12 protein-coding genes are annotated in these 18681 nt (G+C 71.2%); 5 read left to right on the top strand and 7 right to left on the bottom strand.

The window, feature by feature from the left end; translation table 11 throughout:
- The first annotated feature begins 46 nt into the window (after positions 1–46).
- From OG257_RS06530 to OG257_RS06515, 4 genes are all read left to right on the top strand, one after another.
- Positions 47–1216 carry a hypothetical protein gene (locus OG257_RS06530; RefSeq protein ID WP_329205557.1) on the top strand — a complete coding sequence of 390 codons (1170 nt, stop codon included), beginning with the start codon at positions 47–49 and terminating at the stop codon, positions 1214–1216.
- Positions 1213–2319, top strand: a complete 1107-nt coding sequence (locus OG257_RS06525) for an effector-associated domain 2-containing protein (protein WP_329205555.1) — start codon at positions 1213–1215, stop codon at positions 2317–2319. Before OG257_RS06530 ends, OG257_RS06525 begins: the two co-directional genes overlap by 4 nt.
- Positions 2320–2420: 101 nt before the next feature.
- Positions 2421–2609: an aldo/keto reductase gene (locus OG257_RS06520; RefSeq protein ID WP_329205552.1), complete on the top strand. Its 189-nt coding sequence runs from the start codon at positions 2421–2423 to the stop codon at positions 2607–2609.
- A 39-nt stretch (positions 2610–2648) separates the two neighbouring features.
- The gene (locus tag OG257_RS06515; RefSeq protein ID WP_329205550.1) at positions 2649–4412 is read left to right on the top strand and encodes an HEXXH motif domain-containing protein; all 1764 of its coding nucleotides are present in this window, start codon (positions 2649–2651) and stop codon (positions 4410–4412) included.
- Between the two features lie 57 nt (positions 4413–4469).
- Here the strand turns inward: OG257_RS06515 and OG257_RS06510 are convergent, their stop codons facing one another.
- The 7 genes from OG257_RS06510 to OG257_RS06480 form a co-directional block, all read right to left on the bottom strand.
- Positions 4470–5180, bottom strand: coding sequence for a glycoside hydrolase family 12 protein (locus tag OG257_RS06510; protein ID WP_329205548.1), 711 nt, complete (start codon positions 5178–5180; stop codon positions 4470–4472).
- Positions 5181–5209: 29 nt separating this feature from the next.
- Positions 5210–7429 carry a glycosyl hydrolase family 95 catalytic domain-containing protein gene (locus OG257_RS06505; protein ID WP_329205547.1) on the bottom strand — a complete coding sequence of 740 codons (2220 nt, stop codon included), beginning with the start codon at positions 7427–7429 and terminating at the stop codon, positions 5210–5212.
- Positions 7426–9402 carry a beta-galactosidase gene (locus OG257_RS06500; RefSeq protein ID WP_329214945.1) on the bottom strand — a complete coding sequence of 659 codons (1977 nt, stop codon included), beginning with the start codon at positions 9400–9402 and terminating at the stop codon, positions 7426–7428. The genes OG257_RS06505 and OG257_RS06500 overlap by 4 nt, the downstream gene beginning before the upstream one ends.
- Positions 9403–9416: 14 nt before the next feature.
- A complete protein-coding gene (locus OG257_RS06495; RefSeq protein WP_329205545.1) occupies positions 9417–11672 on the bottom strand; it encodes a WD40/YVTN/BNR-like repeat-containing protein in 2256 nt (751 codons plus the stop codon).
- Between the two features lie 90 nt (positions 11673–11762).
- Complete coding sequence (locus tag OG257_RS06490; protein WP_329214943.1) at positions 11763–12686, bottom strand: carbohydrate ABC transporter permease; 924 nt, start codon at positions 12684–12686, stop codon at positions 11763–11765.
- A 17-nt stretch (positions 12687–12703) separates the two neighbouring features.
- On the bottom strand, positions 12704–13726 hold the full coding sequence (locus OG257_RS06485) for an ABC transporter permease (protein WP_329205543.1): 1023 nt from the start codon (positions 13724–13726) through the stop codon (positions 12704–12706).
- Between the two features lies 1 nt (position 13727).
- On the bottom strand, positions 13728–15401 hold the full coding sequence (locus OG257_RS06480) for an extracellular solute-binding protein (protein WP_329205540.1): 1674 nt from the start codon (positions 15399–15401) through the stop codon (positions 13728–13730).
- A 382-nt stretch (positions 15402–15783) separates the two neighbouring features.
- Between OG257_RS06480 and OG257_RS06475 the strand changes: the two genes are divergently transcribed.
- Positions 15784–18642 (top strand): glycoside hydrolase family 3 C-terminal domain-containing protein, encoded by a 2859-nt coding sequence (locus tag OG257_RS06475; protein ID WP_329205538.1) that lies wholly within the window; start codon positions 15784–15786, stop codon positions 18640–18642.
- Positions 18643–18681: the final 39 nt, after the last annotated feature.

The raw sequence follows: 18681 nt of genomic DNA, 5'->3' as shown, positions 1-18681 counted from the left end.
GGGCGGCGGGCCGGGACGGCGGTAACACGGCAACGGGGGCGGACACATGACCACGGTGGTCTTCACACACGGCACAGGTGTGCGCGAACCACACCTCACCACACTGCTCGAACAGGTCGCATCGGGGCTGGCGGCAACAGCCCCTGACGCCCGTCTGGTCGCTTACCGCTGGGGCGAGCGGTACGGCGCCCGGCTCGCCGCGGGCGGCGCGAGCATCCCGGAGGGCCCCGGCAGCGGTACGGGCCGGAGCGCCGGGCACCCCGACGAGCAGGGTGACGAGGTGGAGGAGTGGGCCCGGCTGTACGACGACCCGACCGCCGAACTCGCCACGGCGGCGGCCGGAGCCACCGTGCGCGTCACGGCGCCGGGCGCGGCCTTTCCGGACGAGCGGCCCAGAGCCCTCCTGCGTGACGTGGCGGCGCACGGCGAACCCCTGGCCGACCTGCTCGGCCCAGGACTCCCGCAGGCGGCGGCCCGGCTCGCGCGCGACCCCCTGCTCGCGCCCGCAGCCGAGGCACTGGACCCGGACACGCTGGCCTGGGTGCTGGCGCGGGCGCTGGCCGCCACCGTCATCGCCGGGGCCGTCGAGGAGGACAGCCCCGTGCAGGGCGGCGGAGACGCCCGGGACGCTGCAGTCGGGGCCCTCGCCGGGCGCCTGGGCGCGGCTCCGGAGGGCACCGGGCGCGGCCCGCTGCTGCGGATGGCGGGGAAGCCGCTCGTACGCCTCGGCTCCCGCTACGCGGTGCGGCGCCGCCGCGCTCTCACGGACGCGGCGCACCCGGCTGCCGGTGACATCCTCAAGTACCTGGCCCGCGGCGAGGACATGCGCCAGGGTCTGCGCGAGCTCGTCGCCCCGCTGGAGCCGCCCGTGGTCCTGCTCGGACACAGTCTCGGCGGCATCATCTGCCTCGACACCCTGGTGTCGGGTCCCCTGCCCGGCGTCGAGCTGCTGGTCACCGTCGGCTCGCAAGGCCCCTTCCTGTACGAGACCGGCGCGCTGCCCGCGCTCGCCCACCCGGATCCGCTCCCCGGCCACGTCCCGCCGTGGCTGAACCTCTACGACCGGCGCGATCTGCTCGGGTACGCGGCGGAGCCGCTCTTCGCCGGCCGTGCCCACGACATAGCCACCGACAGTCGTCAGCCCTTCCCCGTGGCGCACAGTGCCTACTGGACCGATCCGGCCGTCTACCGCGCCATCGGGGAGCGCCTGCCGTGACCCGGAGGCCTGTGGAACCGGAGCGGATCGTCGCCCTGGTCATCGGAATCGAAAAGTATGCGGCCGGAGCGGACTGGAACCTCCCCGGTCCGGTGAGGGACGCCCTGCGCTTCCGCGACTGGCTGCTGGCCCGCGGTGTTCCGGATGCCAACATCCTGCTCCATCTCGCACCGCTGCCCGGCACGGAGCCGGAAGTCCGGTACCGGCCGGCCGACCACGACACCCTGCGACGCGCGTTCGTCACCGACATCCCCGCCCGAAGCGGTGACGCGCTGTGGGTGTGGTGGGGCGGACACGGTGTCCTGGACACGGACGAGCACCTGCGCCTCTACTGCGCCGACGCCACCGTGGCCGACCGGCGCAACATCGACGCCGAGTCCGCCCGCGGTGTGCTCAGGAGCGACGCGGTGACGGGATTCGGGCGGCAGATGTGGATGATCGACGCATGCCGGACCTTCGACGAACGGCACCACTTCCCCCACTCGCTGCCCAGCGAGCGGCTGCCCACCGGGCAGCGGGTCGAGGCGCACGAGCAGATCCTGATGTTCGCGACCGGCCGGGGGCAGCGGGCGGCCAACGATCCGGTGCGCCGGCTCGGCGTGTTCTCGGACATCGTTCTGGACGAGCTGCCCGCCGATCCGCTGCCGGATCCTGAAGCGCTCTTCGAGGCCGTACAGGTGCGGATGAACGCTCTCCGCGCGGCGGGCGGCACCGATCAGCTCCCCGGCATCCACATGATCCGACCGGAACGGACCGAGACCGTGCCGGGCGTCCTGCCGTCCGCGTCCGGCCCCGGAGCCACATCGGCGGGCCGGCTGCTGGCCCGGCTGATCGAGGCCCTGCTGGCGTATCCGCTGATGAGCGACCGTGACGAACGCCAGGCACTGGTCAACGAGTTGCCCGCGAAGGTCGTCGCGCGGATGCCGAGGCACCCGATGCCGCGCACGGATGTGATCGGGATCGTACGCACACTCAGGGCGCAGCCGGACCGGCTGTGGGAGCTGTACGACGCGGTGACCCTGCTGGACGACGAACCAGGCCGGGCCGCCGAACTGAAGTCGTCGGTACAGGACTTCGTGGCAGGACCCGGGCCCGGAATGTGATCGGCTGGCGTGATCACACGGGTTTCGGGAAGGGGTCTCAATCATCATGATGGAGTAAACGGTGGCATCCTGTGCCGCCGCTCGCGAAGGGGGAGCGCGCCTTGTACCAGCCGGTACCCGCCGACGGCACACCCGATCACCTCGAGTCGGACCTCATGGATCTGACCTCCGTGCGCGTCGCCGATCTGCGACTGGTCCCGGACCCCGACATGGGGCCACGACTGCTCGCGGAAATCCGCCGCGCGCGCAGCAACGCGATGGGCGGATCGGAACCAGGGCGGGCCGAATAGAGCCCGTCCGCGCACCATCCGTCCACGACAGGGAGCGATGTGTACGCCCCGATCCGTATGCCGGGCCCGTTGTTCGACGAGATCGCCGCAGGGGGCGGTTCGCCGGAGGCCATCGCGTTCCTGGTCCAGGGCGAACGGACCCGCCGCCTGCTGCTGCTGCGTGAGCTCCTCGACCTGTTCGACGCGGATCCCGGCATCCTTGCCCCGCTGGACGCGGGGGCGGTCTGGCCCACCCTGGAGGCCGCCGCCGAACAGGCTCCCGAACCGGTCGAGGAGCTGCTGCTGAGCCCACAGGTCGGCAGCTGGCTCGCCCACACGCTGCGCCGGCTGCACGGAACGGCGTCCGGGCCGCCGCTGTGGGCCGACGCCGGGCAGATCGCGGTCGTGGCCGCGACGGCAGCCGTTCACGCCGGCACGGACACCGAGTTGCTCCTGCCCGCCCGGGGGCGGACCGTCAGCCTGCCCGCACTCGGCCTGGTACGCCTGCCGGGTCCGGACGGCGACGACTTCCACGCCGTGCGGACCGTGGTGTCCGGCGGATCGCTCACGGTCGCCACCCGCAACGGGCCCGACGTCGTCGTACACCCCCTCACGGATCCGGAATCGGCACAGTGGCTGCCCGTGCACAGACTGACCGCCGGGCCCGGAGCCCGCGCCGTACAGCTCGACGACCTCGACCCGTACCGCGATCTGGACGAGCCGATCGCCCCCGGCCGTCTCGACCCCGCGGAACTACGGGCCTGGCAGGGCTTGTTCCACGACGCCGTGGCCATCCTGCGGCGCGGCGGCACGGGTCCCGGCGGGCTGCGGCCCGAGGAAGTCAGCCGGATCGTCCCCTGGCGCGCCCAGGACGGTGCGGCCGGGCTCCCGGTGCCGGCTGCCGGGCTCAGCGCCTCGACGGGTGACGCCTTCGCCTCCATGGTGATGGCCCGCCCCGAGGACGGTCTCTCCCTGGCGGAAACCCTCGTCCACGAATTCCAGCACAGCAAACTGGGGGCGCTGCTCCACCTCTTCCCGCTGATGGAGGACGACCGCTCCGAGCTCTACTACGCGCCCTGGCGCGCCGATCCACGCCATCTGCCCGGCCTCCTGCACGGCGCCTACGCCTTCGTCGGCGTCACCGGCTTCTGGCGTGACCGGATCGGGGACACGGACGCCGACCCGGACGGACGGGCACCGTTCCTGTTCGCGCTGCGCCGCCTGCAGACCCGTATGGTGCTCCGCACCCTGGCCACGCGCGGACAGCTCACGGGTCCCGGGCGGCGACTGGTCACCCGGCTGTCCGAGACGGTCGACGGCTGGCTGAGAGAACCGCTGGAGCCCGCGACCGAGGTCAGGGCCCGGGCCGCGGCGGTCAGCCACCGGGTGGAGTGGCGGCTGCGCAACCTGCGCTGCGGGGACGGTGAACGGGACACCCTCGTCAAGGCGTTGCGCTCGGGCGCCGATCCGGTGCCGGGAGGTGACCCGCTGGTCGCCCCCGACGCGGGCAGCGGGTACTGGCAGGACGACCGCGGCCGGCTGTACATGCGGCGCGAACCCGGTCACGGGGCCGTGCCGACGGCCGATGAGCTGCTGACCGCGGGAGACGCGGAGGCCGCGAGCGACGCGTACGCCCGACAGCTGACCGGAGCCGGACCGCCCGACCGGCACGCGCTGGCGGGCTGGCTGCTCGCGCACACGGAACTGCATCCGCGCGACAGACGCCTGCTCGCCCGCCCCGAGCGCTTCGCGGCGGTGCTGGAGGCGGGCATGCCCGAACGCTGGGCGGAGACGGCCCGATGGCTGGCCCGCACGGGGGAGTAGCGGAGCCGGAGCCGGCCCCCGCGAGGGGACCGGCTCCTTGGCCCGTTCGGATCAGGATCAGCTGGAGGAGACGCCGAATCCGTTCGTCACGAAGTCGAGACCGCCCGGCGACGAGGTGATCTCGTAGCCGAACTGGACGTCACCGATGGTCTCGTTGCCCCACCAGCCCTTGGTGTCCTTGATCCACTTCAGGATCGGCAGGATGTTCACGGTGCCTGAGGAGGAGTCCGAGGTCCGCAGGAACGAGAAGACCTGGTTGGCGCCGTTGTCGCCCTTGTACACGGCCCAGGTGTGGCCGCCCAGGGTCACATTGCCCTGCGGGGTGCCGAGCGGGCCGACCGCACCGTTGTAGTTGACCCAGAGCATCACTTCGTAGTCGTAGTCCGTGTCCCAGATGTCGTACGACGTGTTGTAGGCGCCGGAGGACGGGACCGTGACGTTGTAGTTGCTCGTCAGCGACGAGAGCGACGTGATCGGCTTGTTCACGATCTTCTTGGCGTTGGGGTACGACTTGATGCCGCCGGTGTTCGGGTGGTCGGCCCAGACGCCCCAGTTGCTCGAGGAGTTGGCCCAGACCGTCTGTGCGCCCGCGCCGGAGCCCCAGATGTTGTTGTAGAGGATGTAGCCGTCGGACGTGGTGTAGTTGCCCCACTGGTCCGACGAGGACCAGATCACGGCGTGAGCAGGTGCCGCTGCGAAGCCGATCAGGGCGGCCGCCGCAGTCGCGGGGGCCAGCAGGAGCCTGGTCAGGGTGCGTCGTTGTGCCATGGTGTCCCTTCCATGGGTGGGGGGAATCGCTACCGCGGTCTCAGGGTGAGGACGCGGTCCACGCCGGCCGTGAGGACCAGCGGAGCCTCGGGGTTGTCCGCGCCGGTCTCGACGAGTACGAGCCCGTCTCCCGGGCGTACGTCGACACGGGCCTCGCGGGTCGGGTGCAGGACCGCCGTCGCGCCCCGGTCGGACCAGCTGAGGTCGAGCCCCGCGCCGAACCGGGTGCGGATGCCGCGCAGTTCGCCGGCGGGGCAGATCCCGGGAACGGCGGGAAGAAGGACCAGGCGGGCGGGCGTCGACTGGACGAGCGACTCGATGACGGCGGCCGGCAGCGCATGCGCCGCATCCGCGTTGTAGACGTTGCGCGCCGGATAGTGCGCGCTCATCAGCGAGTCGTGGAAGAAGTCGCCCGCCAGTACCGCGTCCAGGGCGGCGGACACCCGGGACGGGTCCCGGAGCCGTGCCGCGATCAGCGCATGGTGGAGATGGCCGTGGGCCGAGTCGTTCTCCGAGCCCCGCAGTTCCAGGGCGCGGTGCGCGGCGGCCGCCTGTCGCGGTGTGTCGTACGGGTTGATCTCGTCCAGCGGCCACACGGGGTAGAGATGGCTGAGGTGACGGTGATCGTACGTCTCCTCCAGCCCCGGCCACGCCCACTCGGCGAGCGCACCGTCCTTGTTCACCAGATAGTCGGGGAGCCGGGCCGCGAGCTCCCGCCAGCGGCCCGCGGAGGGATGGCCGGAGGCTCGATCGGCGGCCGTGGTCAGGGCGTGGCGGGCCGCGGCGATGTCCATGGTGGCGTTGACGGTGCCCCAACTCGCGTTCGCCGGACGGTTCTCCGGGGAGTAGGACGGCACGATCGCGATGCGGCCGTCCGGGTCCTCGCGGGTGAGGAAGTCCTCGTAGAACAGCGCCGCTTCGACGAGCGCGGCGGTCAGGCGGGCATCCGTCGCGCCGCTCGTCACCTCGGCGTGTTCGAGCAGCGGCTGCAGCAGCCAGTCCGCTCCCGCCGTCCACAGATGCAGCGGATAGGCGCGCTGGTAATGCCGGGTGTGGCCCGACTCGCCGTCCGTGTGGGACGGGGCGACGATGCCCCGGGCGCCGAAGATCGCACGCGCGTTGTCCTGCCAGTGTCCCAACTGACCGTGCACCAGCGCGGCATGGGCCTCGGTGACCTTCGGCAGGTCCGCCGTGGCGGCCGAGGCGATCTGGAGGTTGAGGTTGGCGTTCGTGGTGAACGCCCCGGACCACGCGGTGTCCCAGTCGCCGGTCCACAGCCCGGTCAGCCGGGGCGGCAGCAGCCCCGAGGAGGAGAGCAGATGGTAGCGGCCCGCCGCGAAGAGGAGCTCCAGGAGCGCCGGACTCCGAGGGCTGCCGAGCAGCTCGCTGCCCGGTAGCTCGCGGTCCTGGACCGCGTCCCGCAACGTCAGCGTCGTGCGCCCGAACGCCTCGCGGTGCAGCGGCTGATGGCGGCCGAGCAGGGTGGCGTAGTCCCCGTCGGGCAGAGCCGCCCACAGGGCGCCGAGGTCGAGGTGGCCGACCCCGCGCCGGACCCGGGTCGCCAGGGTGAGGCTCCGCGCCCCTTCGACCCGGATGCCTTCGCCCGCGACGGACACCTTGCCGCCGTCCACCGTGGCGACGGTGACCCCCGTGTAGGTGAGGTCACTGCCCGGATAGCCGACCCGCAACGCCATCTTGGCGCCGTCCGGGGTCAGCACGGTCGAGCGGCCGACCGCCAGGTGCGCCGGAGCGCCCGGCAGACCGTGGTCCAGGACCAGGTCGGCGGTCAGCCCGAGATCCGTGATGTGCTGGACGATCACGTCGTCGGCCCGCGACACGAAGACACGGCTGCGCCAGGCCTCGTAGGAAGCGCTGACCTCGCCCGTCGTGAAGTCGACCTCGCGCCGGTAGCCGGCGACCGCCTCGTGCAGCCCGCGGCTCCGGCGGACGCGGGTCTGGAACGCGGGATGGAAGGGCTGCACCCACGCCAGCGGACGCCCCGCGCCGAACTCCTCGGCCGCCGTGGTGTCCCCGGAGAGCAGGGCGTCCTGGAGGCGGCCGAGCCGGTCCGCGAGCTCGGGTGGCCGTACCCCCTCGCTGCCGTTCGGCCGGACCAGGGTGTGGTGGTTGACGATGACCCGGTCGTCCGCCGGATCGCCGTACACCATGGCCCCGTGATGGCCGTTGCCGCTGAGGAAGGCGTCCTCCCAGCGGGTGGCGGGGCGCGGCTCCCACGTACCGTCGATCATGCGGAGGCGTCTCTGAGGACGGCCACGCCGTACCGGCCCAGTTCCACCTTGCCGTCGGTCTCGGTACCCGTGAGGAGATCGGTGTGCCGGCCCGGAACCATGACCGTCACCGTGGACCGGCCGTGGTGGAGCAGGAAGAGCAGGGAGCCGCGGCGCACCGCCTCCACCCCCGCCGGCAGTCCCTCGAGCACGGGGCGTGCGCCCGACTTGGCCGCTACCCGGCCCAGCAGTTCGCGCAGGGCCTCCGGCTCGGGCAGCGTGGACACGTACCAGGCCGTGCCCTTGCGGAGCACCGCGGGCAACCCGTCCAGTTCGCCGCCCCGGTAGGCGGAGACCGTCTCCGCCCTGCCGTCGGACTCCAGCTCCTCCGACCACAGGCTGCCGCTGAAGCCGTCGCACTCGACCGATGCGCCCGCGTCCAGCGGCCACCACTCGTGCACCGTACGGATCCCGAGCAGCTCGCGCAGCCGGCTGTCCATGCCGTCCGGCCTGATCCGGTCGTCGGCGTCCGCGATTCCGGTGAAGAACCCGCAGACGAGGGTGCCGCCGCCCCGCACGTAGGAGACGAGGTTGTCGATCGCCGCGTCGCTCAGCAGGTAGAGCTGCGGGACGACGACCATGCGGTAGGCGGTCAGGTTCGCCTCGGGGCGGGCGAACTCCGTCCTGGTCCCGTTCTCCCACAGTGCCCGGTGCCATGCCTGCACCACATCCGGGTACGACACGAGCGAGGACGGCCGGCCCTCCTGGGCGCTCGCCCACCACGCGTCCCAGTCGTGCAGGACCGCGACCCCGGCCGGTACCGCTGTGCCGCTCACCTCGCCGCCGATCAGGGCGAGTTCGGCTCCGAGCTGCTTGATCTCCCGGAAAACGCGCCCCTGTTCGCCCGCGTGGGTGAGCATCCCGGAGTGGAACTTCTCCGACCCCTGCCGGGACTGCCGCCACTGGAAGTAGCAGACGGCATCCGCGCCCCGGGCCACCGCCTGCAGCGACCAGAGCCGGTTGAGGCCCGCGGGCTTGGGGTGGTTGACCCCGCGCCAGTTGACCGGGCCCGCCGCCTGCTCCATCAGCATCCACGGGCCCGCGGCCTGCGAGCGCGTCATGTCGGCGAGCATGGCGTTGTACTGGCCGCCCTGCGGGTCCTGCGGGTCCGGATAGATGTCGACGGAGACGACGTCCTCCTGCTCCGCCCACGCCCAGGCGTCCTGGCCCGACCACAGCGGCATGAAGTTGGTCGTCACAGGGATGTGCGGGGTGTGCCGGGCGACGATGTCCCGCTCGGCGATGTAGCACTCCATCAGGGCGTCGGAGGTGAACCGCTTGAAGTCCAGGACCTGCGCCGGGTTCCTCATGTACTGGGCGCGGCGGGGCGGCAGGATCTCCGCCCAGCTGTCGTAGCGCTGGCTCCAGAAGGCCGTCCCCCACGCCTCGTTGAGCGCGTCGAGGCCGGGGTGGCGGGCGGCCAGCCAGCGGCGGAAGTGGGCAGCCGTCTCGTCGCACCAGCAGTGCGTGCAGTACTCGTTGTTGATGTGCCACACGGTGAGCGCCGGATGGTCCGCGTACCGTGCCGCGAGGTCCTCGGTGATCGCGGCGGCGTAGCGGCGGTAGACCGGCGAGCTCGGGCAGAAGTGCTGCCGCGAGCCGTACGAGACCAGCGTGCCGTCCTCGGCGCGCGGCAGGGTCTCCGGGTGCAGTGCGCCCATCCACGGCGGCGGCGACGCCGTCGGGGTGGCGAGCACGACACCGATGCCGTGCGCGTGCATCAGGTCCATCAGCCGGTCCAGCCAGCCGAACTCCCGTGCGCCGGGGCGAGGTTCGACTTTTGCCCAGGAGAACACACCGACGGTGACGGAGTTGACCCCGGCCTCCTTCATCAGCCGGGCGTCGTCGGCCCACACCTCCTCGGGCCACTGCTCGGGGTTGTAGTCGCCTCCGAAGAGGATGCGGCCACGGGTGGCGTCGTGCAGGGACGGCATGGACTTCTCGTTCCTCATTCGGGGTCTGCGTACTGGATGCCGCGGCCGTTCGTGCCCAGGTAGACGCGGCCGTGGATGCGGGGGTCACCGGTGATGACCTCACCGGTCCACCCCCACTGGTGCGAGTCGTCGTTGATGCGGACCCAGGTCCCGCCCGCGTCGTCCGAGCGGAGCACGGCGACACCGTCGTGCGTGGCGGACACCCGTCCGGTCTGGAAGACCGCGGGGTAGGGGGAGCGGCCCCGCCGCTTCGTCCCGGCGGCGGCCCTGCCGAAGCCGAGGGCGTGCGAGGCCTGGCAGCCGGCCACCGCGGTGAACGTCAGCCCACCGTCGGTCGAGCGCAGCAGCCCGTTGTCCTTGGCCGACAGCCACAGGTCGCCGGAGCGGCCGGGCGCGGCGGCGATGCGGAACTGCACATCGCCGGAGGGGAGCCCGGAGGCGCCCCGGGTGAAGGTGACGCCCTTGTCCGCGGAGACGAACACGGTGCCGGTGTCCGTGTCGTAGACGTAGAAGCGGGCGGGGTCCAGCGGGTCGGCGACCGGGGCGCCGCCCTTGGGGAACGTGGAGATCTCGGCCCAGGTGGCGCCACCGTCCGCGGAGCGGTGCGCGGCGTACTTCGTGCCGTCCCAGTGGACGAAGGACCAAAGGAGCGTGGCCCCGTCGGCGGACACCGCCACCGGTCCGGGAGCGGAGCCGGCGATCGCGGGCTGGGAGGCGAACGGCTGCCAGCTCGCGCCCCCGTCGTGCGAGTACGCTCCTGCGGCGCCCGAGCCGGACGGCCAGCCCGTCCTCACGACGTACGAGGGTTCGAGCGCGGCCAGGGCGAGTCCCGTCGCCGTCCCGAAGACCGGATTCGACGCCATGCCCAGCGAGGGGGAGGCGGTGAGGGAGTCGTGGTACATCACACCGATGTCACCGAGCCCGCTCAGCAGCCGGGCGCCCGACGGAGGTGCGATCAGCTGCCGCACCGCCGACTCCTCCAGGCCTCGGATCTCCGGCGCCCAGTGCACCAGGTCGCGCGTCCCGAAGATCGTCGCCCCGGTGCCGTACACGAGGTGCGCGGAGTCGAACGGATCGACGGCCACGGCCTGGATCCACCAGCCGAACTTCGGGGTCTCACCACCCCACTTCAGATAGGGCGTCTCCGAAGCGTCGAGGACCGCCGAGTCCTTGAGCGAGGTCCAGCTCGCACCGCCGTCCGTGGAGCGGAACAGGGTGTCCACCGGTCCCCAGCGGTTGTTCGTGGAGACGACGACCGTGCCGGGGCGGGTGGCGTCGACCGCGACCCCGCCGTAGCCGAACGCGTCTGCGGCGGCCGGCGCGACCGGGGTGACGTCCATCCACGTGCCGGTGACCGTGTCGAGCCGGTGCACCGAGCCGTCCGTCTGGTTGTTGGGCCCGGGGCCGTTCGCGTAACTCACGTACAGCGCCCGGGTCCCGGCGTCGTACGCGGCACGGATCGGCACCTTCGACGAGGCCGCGCCGGCGGGCGGCTGACCGGGAACGGGCTCCCAGCCGCCGGCGGCGGCCGTGCGGTACAGGGCCGTCCCCCCGTCACCCCAGCCCGCGTACACCGTGCGGCCCGCCGCCACCAGCAGCGTGACGCCCTGGCCGCTCGCCGACGCGGCCGCCGGGAACGAGGTGTCGGCGGCCCAGGTCGCCCCGCGGTCCGTGGAGCGCAGCAGCCCGTCGTGCCGCGTGCCGAGCCAGAGGGTCTCGCTGTCACGCGGGTCCACCAGGAGCCGTTCGCCCGCGCCCCGGCCGTCCTCGTTGGCTCCCAGCCGTACCGTCAGGTCCGTACGCACCCAGCTGGCACCCCGGTCCTCGGATCTGAGCACCGCGCCCGGACCTGCCCACGACTGTGCGTAGGTGCCGAGCGCCAGATACAGCCGGTCCGGGTGGGCCGGATCGACGGCCATGGCCTCGACACCCAGCAGATTCCAGTCGTCCCATCCGAGGTGGTCGGTCAGCGCCGTCCAGCGCGCCCGGCCGTCGTCCCACCGGTAGGCGCCGCCGATGTCCGTACGGGCGTAGGCCAGGCCCCGGACGGCCGGGTGGAACAGGATGCCCGTGACGAAACCGGTCCCGCCGATCGCCGCCGTACGCCACCGGTGCGGCTGGGACTTCCTGGGCCGCGCGGCCGCCACGGCCGGGGCGGCCAGGGGCAGCGCGGCGGCGGCTGTCACCGCGGCCGCACCGGCGAGCACGGTACGGCGCCGGGGCGCGTTCTCCTGTGCGGGTTCGGGCTGCGGGACGGACGAAGCGCGCATGACGAACACACCTTCGGGTGGGAGTGGTGGAGTCCTGCTGTTCGGGGAGTTCGGGGAGTTCGGGAGTCCGGGGCGTGAGGCGGGGCGGAATCAGCCCTTGATCGCGCCCGTGAGCATGCCTTCCTTGAAGTGCTTCTGCACGAAGGGCGACAGGACCGCGACCGGCAGCAGCGCCAGCACCATGACCGCCATCTGGATGGCGAGCGGTGACAGATGGCCCGTGTTGATGACCTGGGCCAGGCCGGTGGGCCTCTCCTGCTTGATGACCAGCTGGTTCATCACGTTCTGGAGCGGGAGCATGTCCGGGTCGCTGAGGTAGATCGACGCGTTGAACCAGGCGCTCCAGTAGCCGACCGCGTAGAACAGCGTGATCACCGCGATGACGGCCCGCGAGAGCGGCATCACGATCTGCCACAGGATGCGGACGTCGCCGGCCCCGTCGATACGGGCGCTCTCGATGAGCTCCTGCGCGGTGCTCATGAAGAAGGCGCGCAGGACCAGGATGTTGAACACATTCAGGGCGCTCGGGAGGATCAGCGCCAGATACGAGTCGGTGAGGCCGAGCCCCTGTACCACCAGATAGGTGGGAATCAGGCCCGCGCCGAAGAACATCGTGGCCAGCATGAACACCAGCAGCGGCCGGTGCAGTACGGAACCGGTGCGCGAGAGACCGTACGCGCACATGATCGACACCGTCATGCTGAAGAGCGTCCCGACGACGGTCACGCCGATGCTGACCAGCGCCGCCCGGGTCACCTGGCCGCCGCCCAGCAGCTCCTGGTAGGCGACGAACGTGATGCCGCGGGGGATCACGACCAGGCCGCCGGTCTCGGTGATGGTCTTCACCGAGGACAGGCTGGTGACGACGACGACCCAGAGCGGGAACAGGACGCCGAGGCAGACCAGTACGAGGACCACGCCCTTGGAGGCGAGTCCCGCCTTCGACGGCTCCTCCTCCCACGCCGGACGCAGACGGCCGCGCGTTCCGGGCTTCACCCCGGCAATGCCGGTGATACCGGCGAGCAGGCTGCTCACTTCTTGTACACCCCCTGCTCGCCCATGAGATGAGCGACCTTGTTGGCCCCGAGGACCAGCAGCAGACCGAAGATTCCCTTGATGATTCCGACGGCCGCCGCGTAGCTGAAGTTGCCGTAGGTGATGCCGACGTTCCAGACGTAGGTATCGAGGACTTCGGAGGCCCCCGGGCCGACGGCCGTGCGCTGGAGAAGGATCTGCTCGAAGCCGACGGTCAGTGCGTTGCCGACCTGGAGCACGAGCAGCAGGGCGACGACCGGGCGCAGGGCGGGCAGCGTGATGTGCCACATCCTCCGCCAGCGGTTCGCGCCGTCCATCGCGCTCGCCTCGTACAGGTCCGGGCTGACGGAGGCCAGGGCGGCCAGGAAGACGATGACGCCCCAGCCGGCGTCCTTCCAGATCATCTCGAAGGTGATCAGGAACTTGAACAGACCGGGGTCGGTCATCAGGTCGATGCCGTCGTGACCGTGGTCGCGCAGTGTCTGCGCGATGAGTCCCGCGCCGCCGAACATCTGCTGGAACACGGTGACGACCAGGACCCAGGAGAAGAAGTGCGGCAGGTACAGGATCGCCTGGGCGACCGCCCGGACCCGGGGGCGCACGAAGCTGTTGATGAACAGCGCGAGCAGGATCGGGACCGGGAAGAAGAGGGTCAGCTGCAGCAGGAAGATCACCAGCGTGTTCTGCAGCGACGACCAGAACAGCCGGTCGTTCACCATCTGCTGGAACCACTCGAGGCCGACCCACGGACTCTGCGCGATCGACTGGAACGCATTGTCCGCGATGTACGGGTCGTAGTCCTGGAAGGCGACGACGTTGCCCGCCAGGGGGATGTACGCGAAGACCAGCAGGAGCAGCATCGCCGGCAGGGTCATCAGGATCAGTGTGCGGTCCCGGCGGAGCCGGTGACGCAGGGTGATGCCCCCGGCCGCCCGGCCCTTTCGCCGCTCCGCCCCGCCCGTCTTGACCGGCGGCGTCCGTGTCGCTCGCGCGCGCCGGTCCTCTGTGCTCAGTGACATGTCAGGAGGCCGACTCACCGGTCTCGTCGAGCAGCTTCTTGTACCAGTCGCGAAGCTTGTCGCCGCCCCTGGTCTTCCAGTCGGAGACGTTCTGCTGCATGTCGCTGATCTTCTTGCGGCCGCGGACGATGTCCTTCTCCAGGTCCTCGAACTGCGAGTTGAGTTCGGCGAACCGGGCGGGCTCCTGGATCTGCATCCCGTAGAAGAGCGGCTTCTTCACATGGGCGCCCTGGCGCTGCTGCCACTCGACCATGCCCTTGGCCACGTCGGGCTGGTCGGCGAAGGCCCGGAAGGGAGCGGGGGAGGCGATGTACTCGTAGGTCGCGAAGACCTGGTTGTTGCCCAGCTCCGTCTTGGTGAGGACACCGTCCTTGAGGGTGTGGTGGGTGCCCTCGACGCCGTACGCCCGCAGACGCTGCTCCTTGGTTCCGTACGGGGCGGCGGTGTAGTTGGCGAGCGCCAGGATGTCCTCGATGGTCTTCTTGTCGGCCTTCTCGTTGATGAAGCACCAGATGTTGGAGGGCGAGGCCGCGTAGAGGACGGGGGTGCCGCCGTCGTGGGCGAAGATGTCCATCGCCGCCATCCGGAACTTCGGGTTGTCCAGCCGCTGGACCGCCGTCTTGCCGTACCAGTCGGAGATGTCGGCGTTGTACATGAGGACCTTGCCCGAGGCGAAGACGTTGCCCAGGTCACCCTGCTCCGCCTTGGCGTCGGGGTGGACGAAGCCCGCCGAGTAGAGCGAGCGCGACCACTCCAGGGCCTCGAGGTACTCGTCCGTCTCGTAGCGGTTGACCAGCTTGCCGTCGACGAGCTTCCAGTAGTACGGCTTCTCCTGCAGGACCCCGAAGAAGTTGTACGCCGACCACGTCATGTCGGCGCACGCCCACACCTTGCTCTTCGGAGCGTTGATCTCCTTGCAGAGGTCGAAGAACTCCTGCGTGGTGGTGGGGACCGAGTAGCCCTTCTCCTCGAAGATGTCGGCCCGGTAGAACGGGGTGATGTTCGGCGTCGCCTCGGCCGGCATCGGGAGCCCGCGCAGCTTTCCGGCGAAGATCGCCCGCTGCCAGGCGCCGGTGGGGATGGCCGCGAGGTTCGGGTACGCCTTGACCTTGTCGCCGGAGAGGTACGGGCCGAGGTCGGCGAACTTGTTGGCGATTGCGCTGGGTATCTTGCCGCCCAGCTCCCAGCCGGGGACGACGACGGCATCCGGGATGTTGCTGGACGCGAGGACCGCGCCGAGCTTCTGCCCGTAGGTGTTGCCGTCCTGGTTCTGCCACTTGACCTTGACGCCGGCGCCTTCGTCCATCGCCGTCCAGTACGGGTTGCCCTCACCCGGAGAGGTGCCCCACAGCGGCGCCAGGATGCTCAGCTCGCTGCCCTTGCCGAGCTTCTTCGGCACGGAGACGGCGAGCTGGTCGGCGGGCAGCGCGGTGGTGAAACCGGCGGCCGAGCCGTTCTTGCTGGGGATGTCCGGGGTGACCGCGTTCGACGGCACGTAGGCGGGAAGCACGTCCTTCAGCTTCTTGCCGGTGGTGGTGCCCTCGTTCTTCGAGCTGCTGCCCGAACCGCCGCAGGCGGCGAGGAGCGGGATCCCCCCGCCCACGGCTGCCGCGACGACCGCGGTCGAGGCGAGGAAACTCCTCCGGCTCGGGACGGAGGGGGAGTTCGGCGTCATTGCGTCAACCCTTCGTGGTGCACCAGGACAGTCCGGCGGTGGCGAGTGCCGTCCGGCTCCTGTGTCTGAGATAGCGGGCGTTACCGGCCGAGCCGGCAGCACTGCACCGGCTGAGGCGAAGCGGGTCGATCAAGTGTGTCGTCGAAGCGCTTCGATGTTGCAGCGAGATTAAGTGAAGCCATCCGGCCGCACAAGAGTCGGTTTCCAGATTCCTCGGACCTGTTTCCTAACTGTTTCCCGGTGGAACGAGGCCCGGGTACCCGCAGTGCTCGGCTCGCACCCTTGACACCTGCGGATTGTGCACAGAGCATCGAAGCGCTTCGAAGATCCTTCGAAGCGCGCCTTCCCTGAATACCTCCCACCTTTCCAAGGGGACCCGCACGTGACGGACCATCCGCTTCCCTTCCGCGACCCGCAGCTGACCTTCGCCCTGCGCACCGCCGATCTCCTCGGGCGGCTCACGCTCGACGAGCGGATCGCGATGCTGCACCAGTTCGCACCCGCGGTGGAGCGGCTGGGCCTCGGGCCGTTCCGTACCGGACAGGAGGCCCTGCACGGAGTCGCCTGGATGGGCCCCGCCACGGTCTTCCCGCAGGCCGTCGGGCTCGGCGCGACCTGGAACGACGAGCTGGTCCGGCGGGTCGGCGAGGCCGTCGGCAACGAGGTGCGGGCCAAGCGCGCCGAGGACGACCGGGTGGGGCTCAACGTCTGGGCCCCGACAGTGAACCTGCTGCGCAACCCGCTGTGGGGACGGGGCGAGGAGGGGTACTCCGAGGACCCGGCGCTCACCTCCGCGATCGCCGTCGCCTACACCCGGGGGCTGCGGGGCGACGACCCCCTCTACTGGCGCACGGCCCCGGTCCTGAAGCACTGGCTCGCGCACAACAACGAGACCGACCGGGACACCGCCTCCTCCTCGGTCCGCCCGCGCGTCCTGCACGAATACGATCTGCGGGCCTTCCGCAGCGCGGTCCAGGCAGGTGCGGTGGCCGGTGTCATGCCCGCCTACAACCTGGTCAACGGCCGCCCCAACCACGTCTCCCCGCTCCTCTCGCAGGAGCTGCGCAGCTGGACCGAACAGCCGCTCGTCGTCTGCTCGGACGCCGGGGCGCCCTCCAACCTGGTCGACTCCGAGCACTACTTCGACACCCACGAGGAAGCCACAGCCGCCTCCCTGAAGGCCGGTGTCGACAGCTTCACCGACCACGGCCAGGACTCCACCGTCATGACCGGACGCATCCGCGACGCGCTCGCCAAGGGCCTGCTCGACGAGGAGGACATCGACAACGCGGTCCGCAGGATCCTCGAACTGCGTTTCAGGCTCGGTGAGTTCGACCCCGAGCTCGATCCGTACGCGGACGCCGCCGACTTCGACACGGCCGGGCACCGGGCACTCGCGCTGGAGGCGGCGGAGCAGTCCGTCGTGCTGCTCCGGAACGACGGACTGCTGCCGCTCGAGCCGCGTGACGGCCGGACCGTCGCCGTCGTCGGGCTGCTCGCCGACGCCTGCAAGCTCGACTGGTACAGCGGCACGCTCCTGCACCGCTCGACCCCGCTCGACGGACTTCGTGAGCGGTACGGCGCCGAGAACGTCCTCTTCGCCGAAGGCGCGGACCGGGTCCGGCTGAAGTGCGCCGAGGGCTGGCTCAGGGTGCCCGAGGCCGGAGCGGCGACCGACGGCGAGGCCCGTGGCGCCGAGGGCGCACTCGACCCCGCGCTCCTCGCCGGCCGCACCGATCTGCCGCCGCTGACCTGCGGCGGGACGGCCACCGAGCTCGCCCTCGTCGACTGGGGCGACGGTGTCCTCACCTTCCGTACCGACGAAGGCCTGTACCTCTCCGTCGCCGACGACGGCTACGTACGGGCGTCCGCGGACGAGCCGGGCGGCTGGGTCGTCCAGGAGACGTTCCGCCTGGAAGCGGTGGAGGGGCACGACGGCGGACACCGCCTTCTGCACATCGGGACGGGTGGGTACGTCACTGTCGCCGCCGACGGCGCAAAGGTTGCCGAGTCCGGCGAAAAGATTCCCGCGGCCCGCGCCACGGTCTTCGAGACCGAGACCGTCGAACGCGGTGAGGACGCCGTGGCCCGGGTCGCCGCAGCCGCCGACACGGTCGTCGTCGTCGCCGGGAACGACCCCCACATCAACGGCCGTGAGACCGAGGACCGCACGACGCTCGCCCTCCCCGCCCAGCAGGACCGGCTGTGGCGCACCGCGCACGCCGCCAACCCGCGCACCGTCCTCGTCCTCACCTCCGCCTACCCGTACGCGGTCACCGACGCGGCGGCGGAGCTGCCCGCCCTGCTCTGGACCGCCCACGGCGGCCAGGCCGCGGGCACCGCGCTCGCCCGGACCCTCGCCGGCGACGTGTCCCCGGCCGGACGGCTTCCGCAGACCTGGTACGCCTGCGACGACGATCTCCCCGGACTGCTCGACTACGACATCATCGGCTCGCGGCAGACGTACCTCTACTTCGACGGCACCCCGCTCTACCCGTTCGGACACGGGCTCGCCTACACCGACTTCACCTACTCCGCCCTGAGGGCGGTGCTGGAGGAGGGTGGCCTGCGGGTCTCGCTGACCGTCACCAACGACGGCGCCGTCGCCGCCGACGAGGTCCCCCAGCTCTATGTCCGGGCGGCGGACTCCTCGGCGGACCTGCCGCTGCGCCGACTGGTGGGCCACCGCAGGGTGCACCTCGCGGCGGGTGCCGCCGACCGCGTCGAGTTCCTCGTGCCCGTCGAGGAGCTGGGCCACTGGAGCGTGGCGCACGGCCGCTGGACCGTCGAGCCGGGAGCGTACGAGATCCTGGCCGGGGCATCGAGCGCCGACATCCGGCTCACCGCCACCGCGGTCGTCGAGGGTGAGGCGTCCGGCCCGCGCCCCGTCGTGGAGCGCGGGCTGGAGGCCGCCGACTACGACGAGCAGCAGGGCACGGAGATCCTCGACCGTACGAAGGTGGTGGGCGACACCGTCGCGGCCGTCGACGACATCGGCCAACTGCTCTTCCGTGCCTGTGACTTCGGTTCCGGTGTACAGGCGGTTACGGCGTCCGCCTCGGGTGCCGGATCCGTCACGGTGACGGTGGACGGGCGAACGGCGGAGATCGTCGTCCCCGCGACCACGGGACCGTACGACTACCGCACCTTCGAGGCCGCGCTCGACGCCCGTGGGGTGCACGACATGCGCGTCACCCTGCAGGGATCCGTACGTCTCGCCGGACTCGGGTTCACCGCGTGACGACCGTGCCGCACGCCCCCACCCCCCGACCGTTTCCCT

The sequence above is a fragment of the Streptomyces sp. NBC_00683 genome (assembly GCF_036226745.1).
Lineage (GTDB): Bacteria > Actinomycetota > Actinomycetes > Streptomycetales > Streptomycetaceae > Streptomyces.
Note: the sequence above shows the minus strand (reverse complement) of the source record. Positions and strands in the feature narration are given on the sequence as shown.

Excerpts from the sequence above, each read along its gene's own strand:
- OG257_RS06505 (WP_329205547.1), bottom strand. The coding sequence starts at position 7,429 with ATGATCGACGGTACGTGGGAGCCGCGCCCCGCCACCCGCTGGGAGGAC.
- OG257_RS06480 (WP_329205540.1), bottom strand. The coding sequence starts at position 15,401 with ATGACGCCGAACTCCCCCTCCGTCCCGAGCCGGAGGAGTTTCCTCGCC.
- OG257_RS06530 (WP_329205557.1), top strand. The coding sequence starts at position 47 with ATGACCACGGTGGTCTTCACACACGGCACAGGTGTGCGCGAACCACAC.
- OG257_RS06510 (WP_329205548.1), bottom strand. The coding sequence starts at position 5,180 with ATGGCACAACGACGCACCCTGACCAGGCTCCTGCTGGCCCCCGCGACT.
- OG257_RS06495 (WP_329205545.1), bottom strand. The coding sequence starts at position 11,672 with ATGCGCGCTTCGTCCGTCCCGCAGCCCGAACCCGCACAGGAGAACGCG.
- OG257_RS06485 (WP_329205543.1), bottom strand. The coding sequence starts at position 13,726 with ATGTCACTGAGCACAGAGGACCGGCGCGCGCGAGCGACACGGACGCCG.
- OG257_RS06500 (WP_329214945.1), bottom strand. The coding sequence starts at position 9,402 with ATGCCGTCCCTGCACGACGCCACCCGTGGCCGCATCCTCTTCGGAGGC.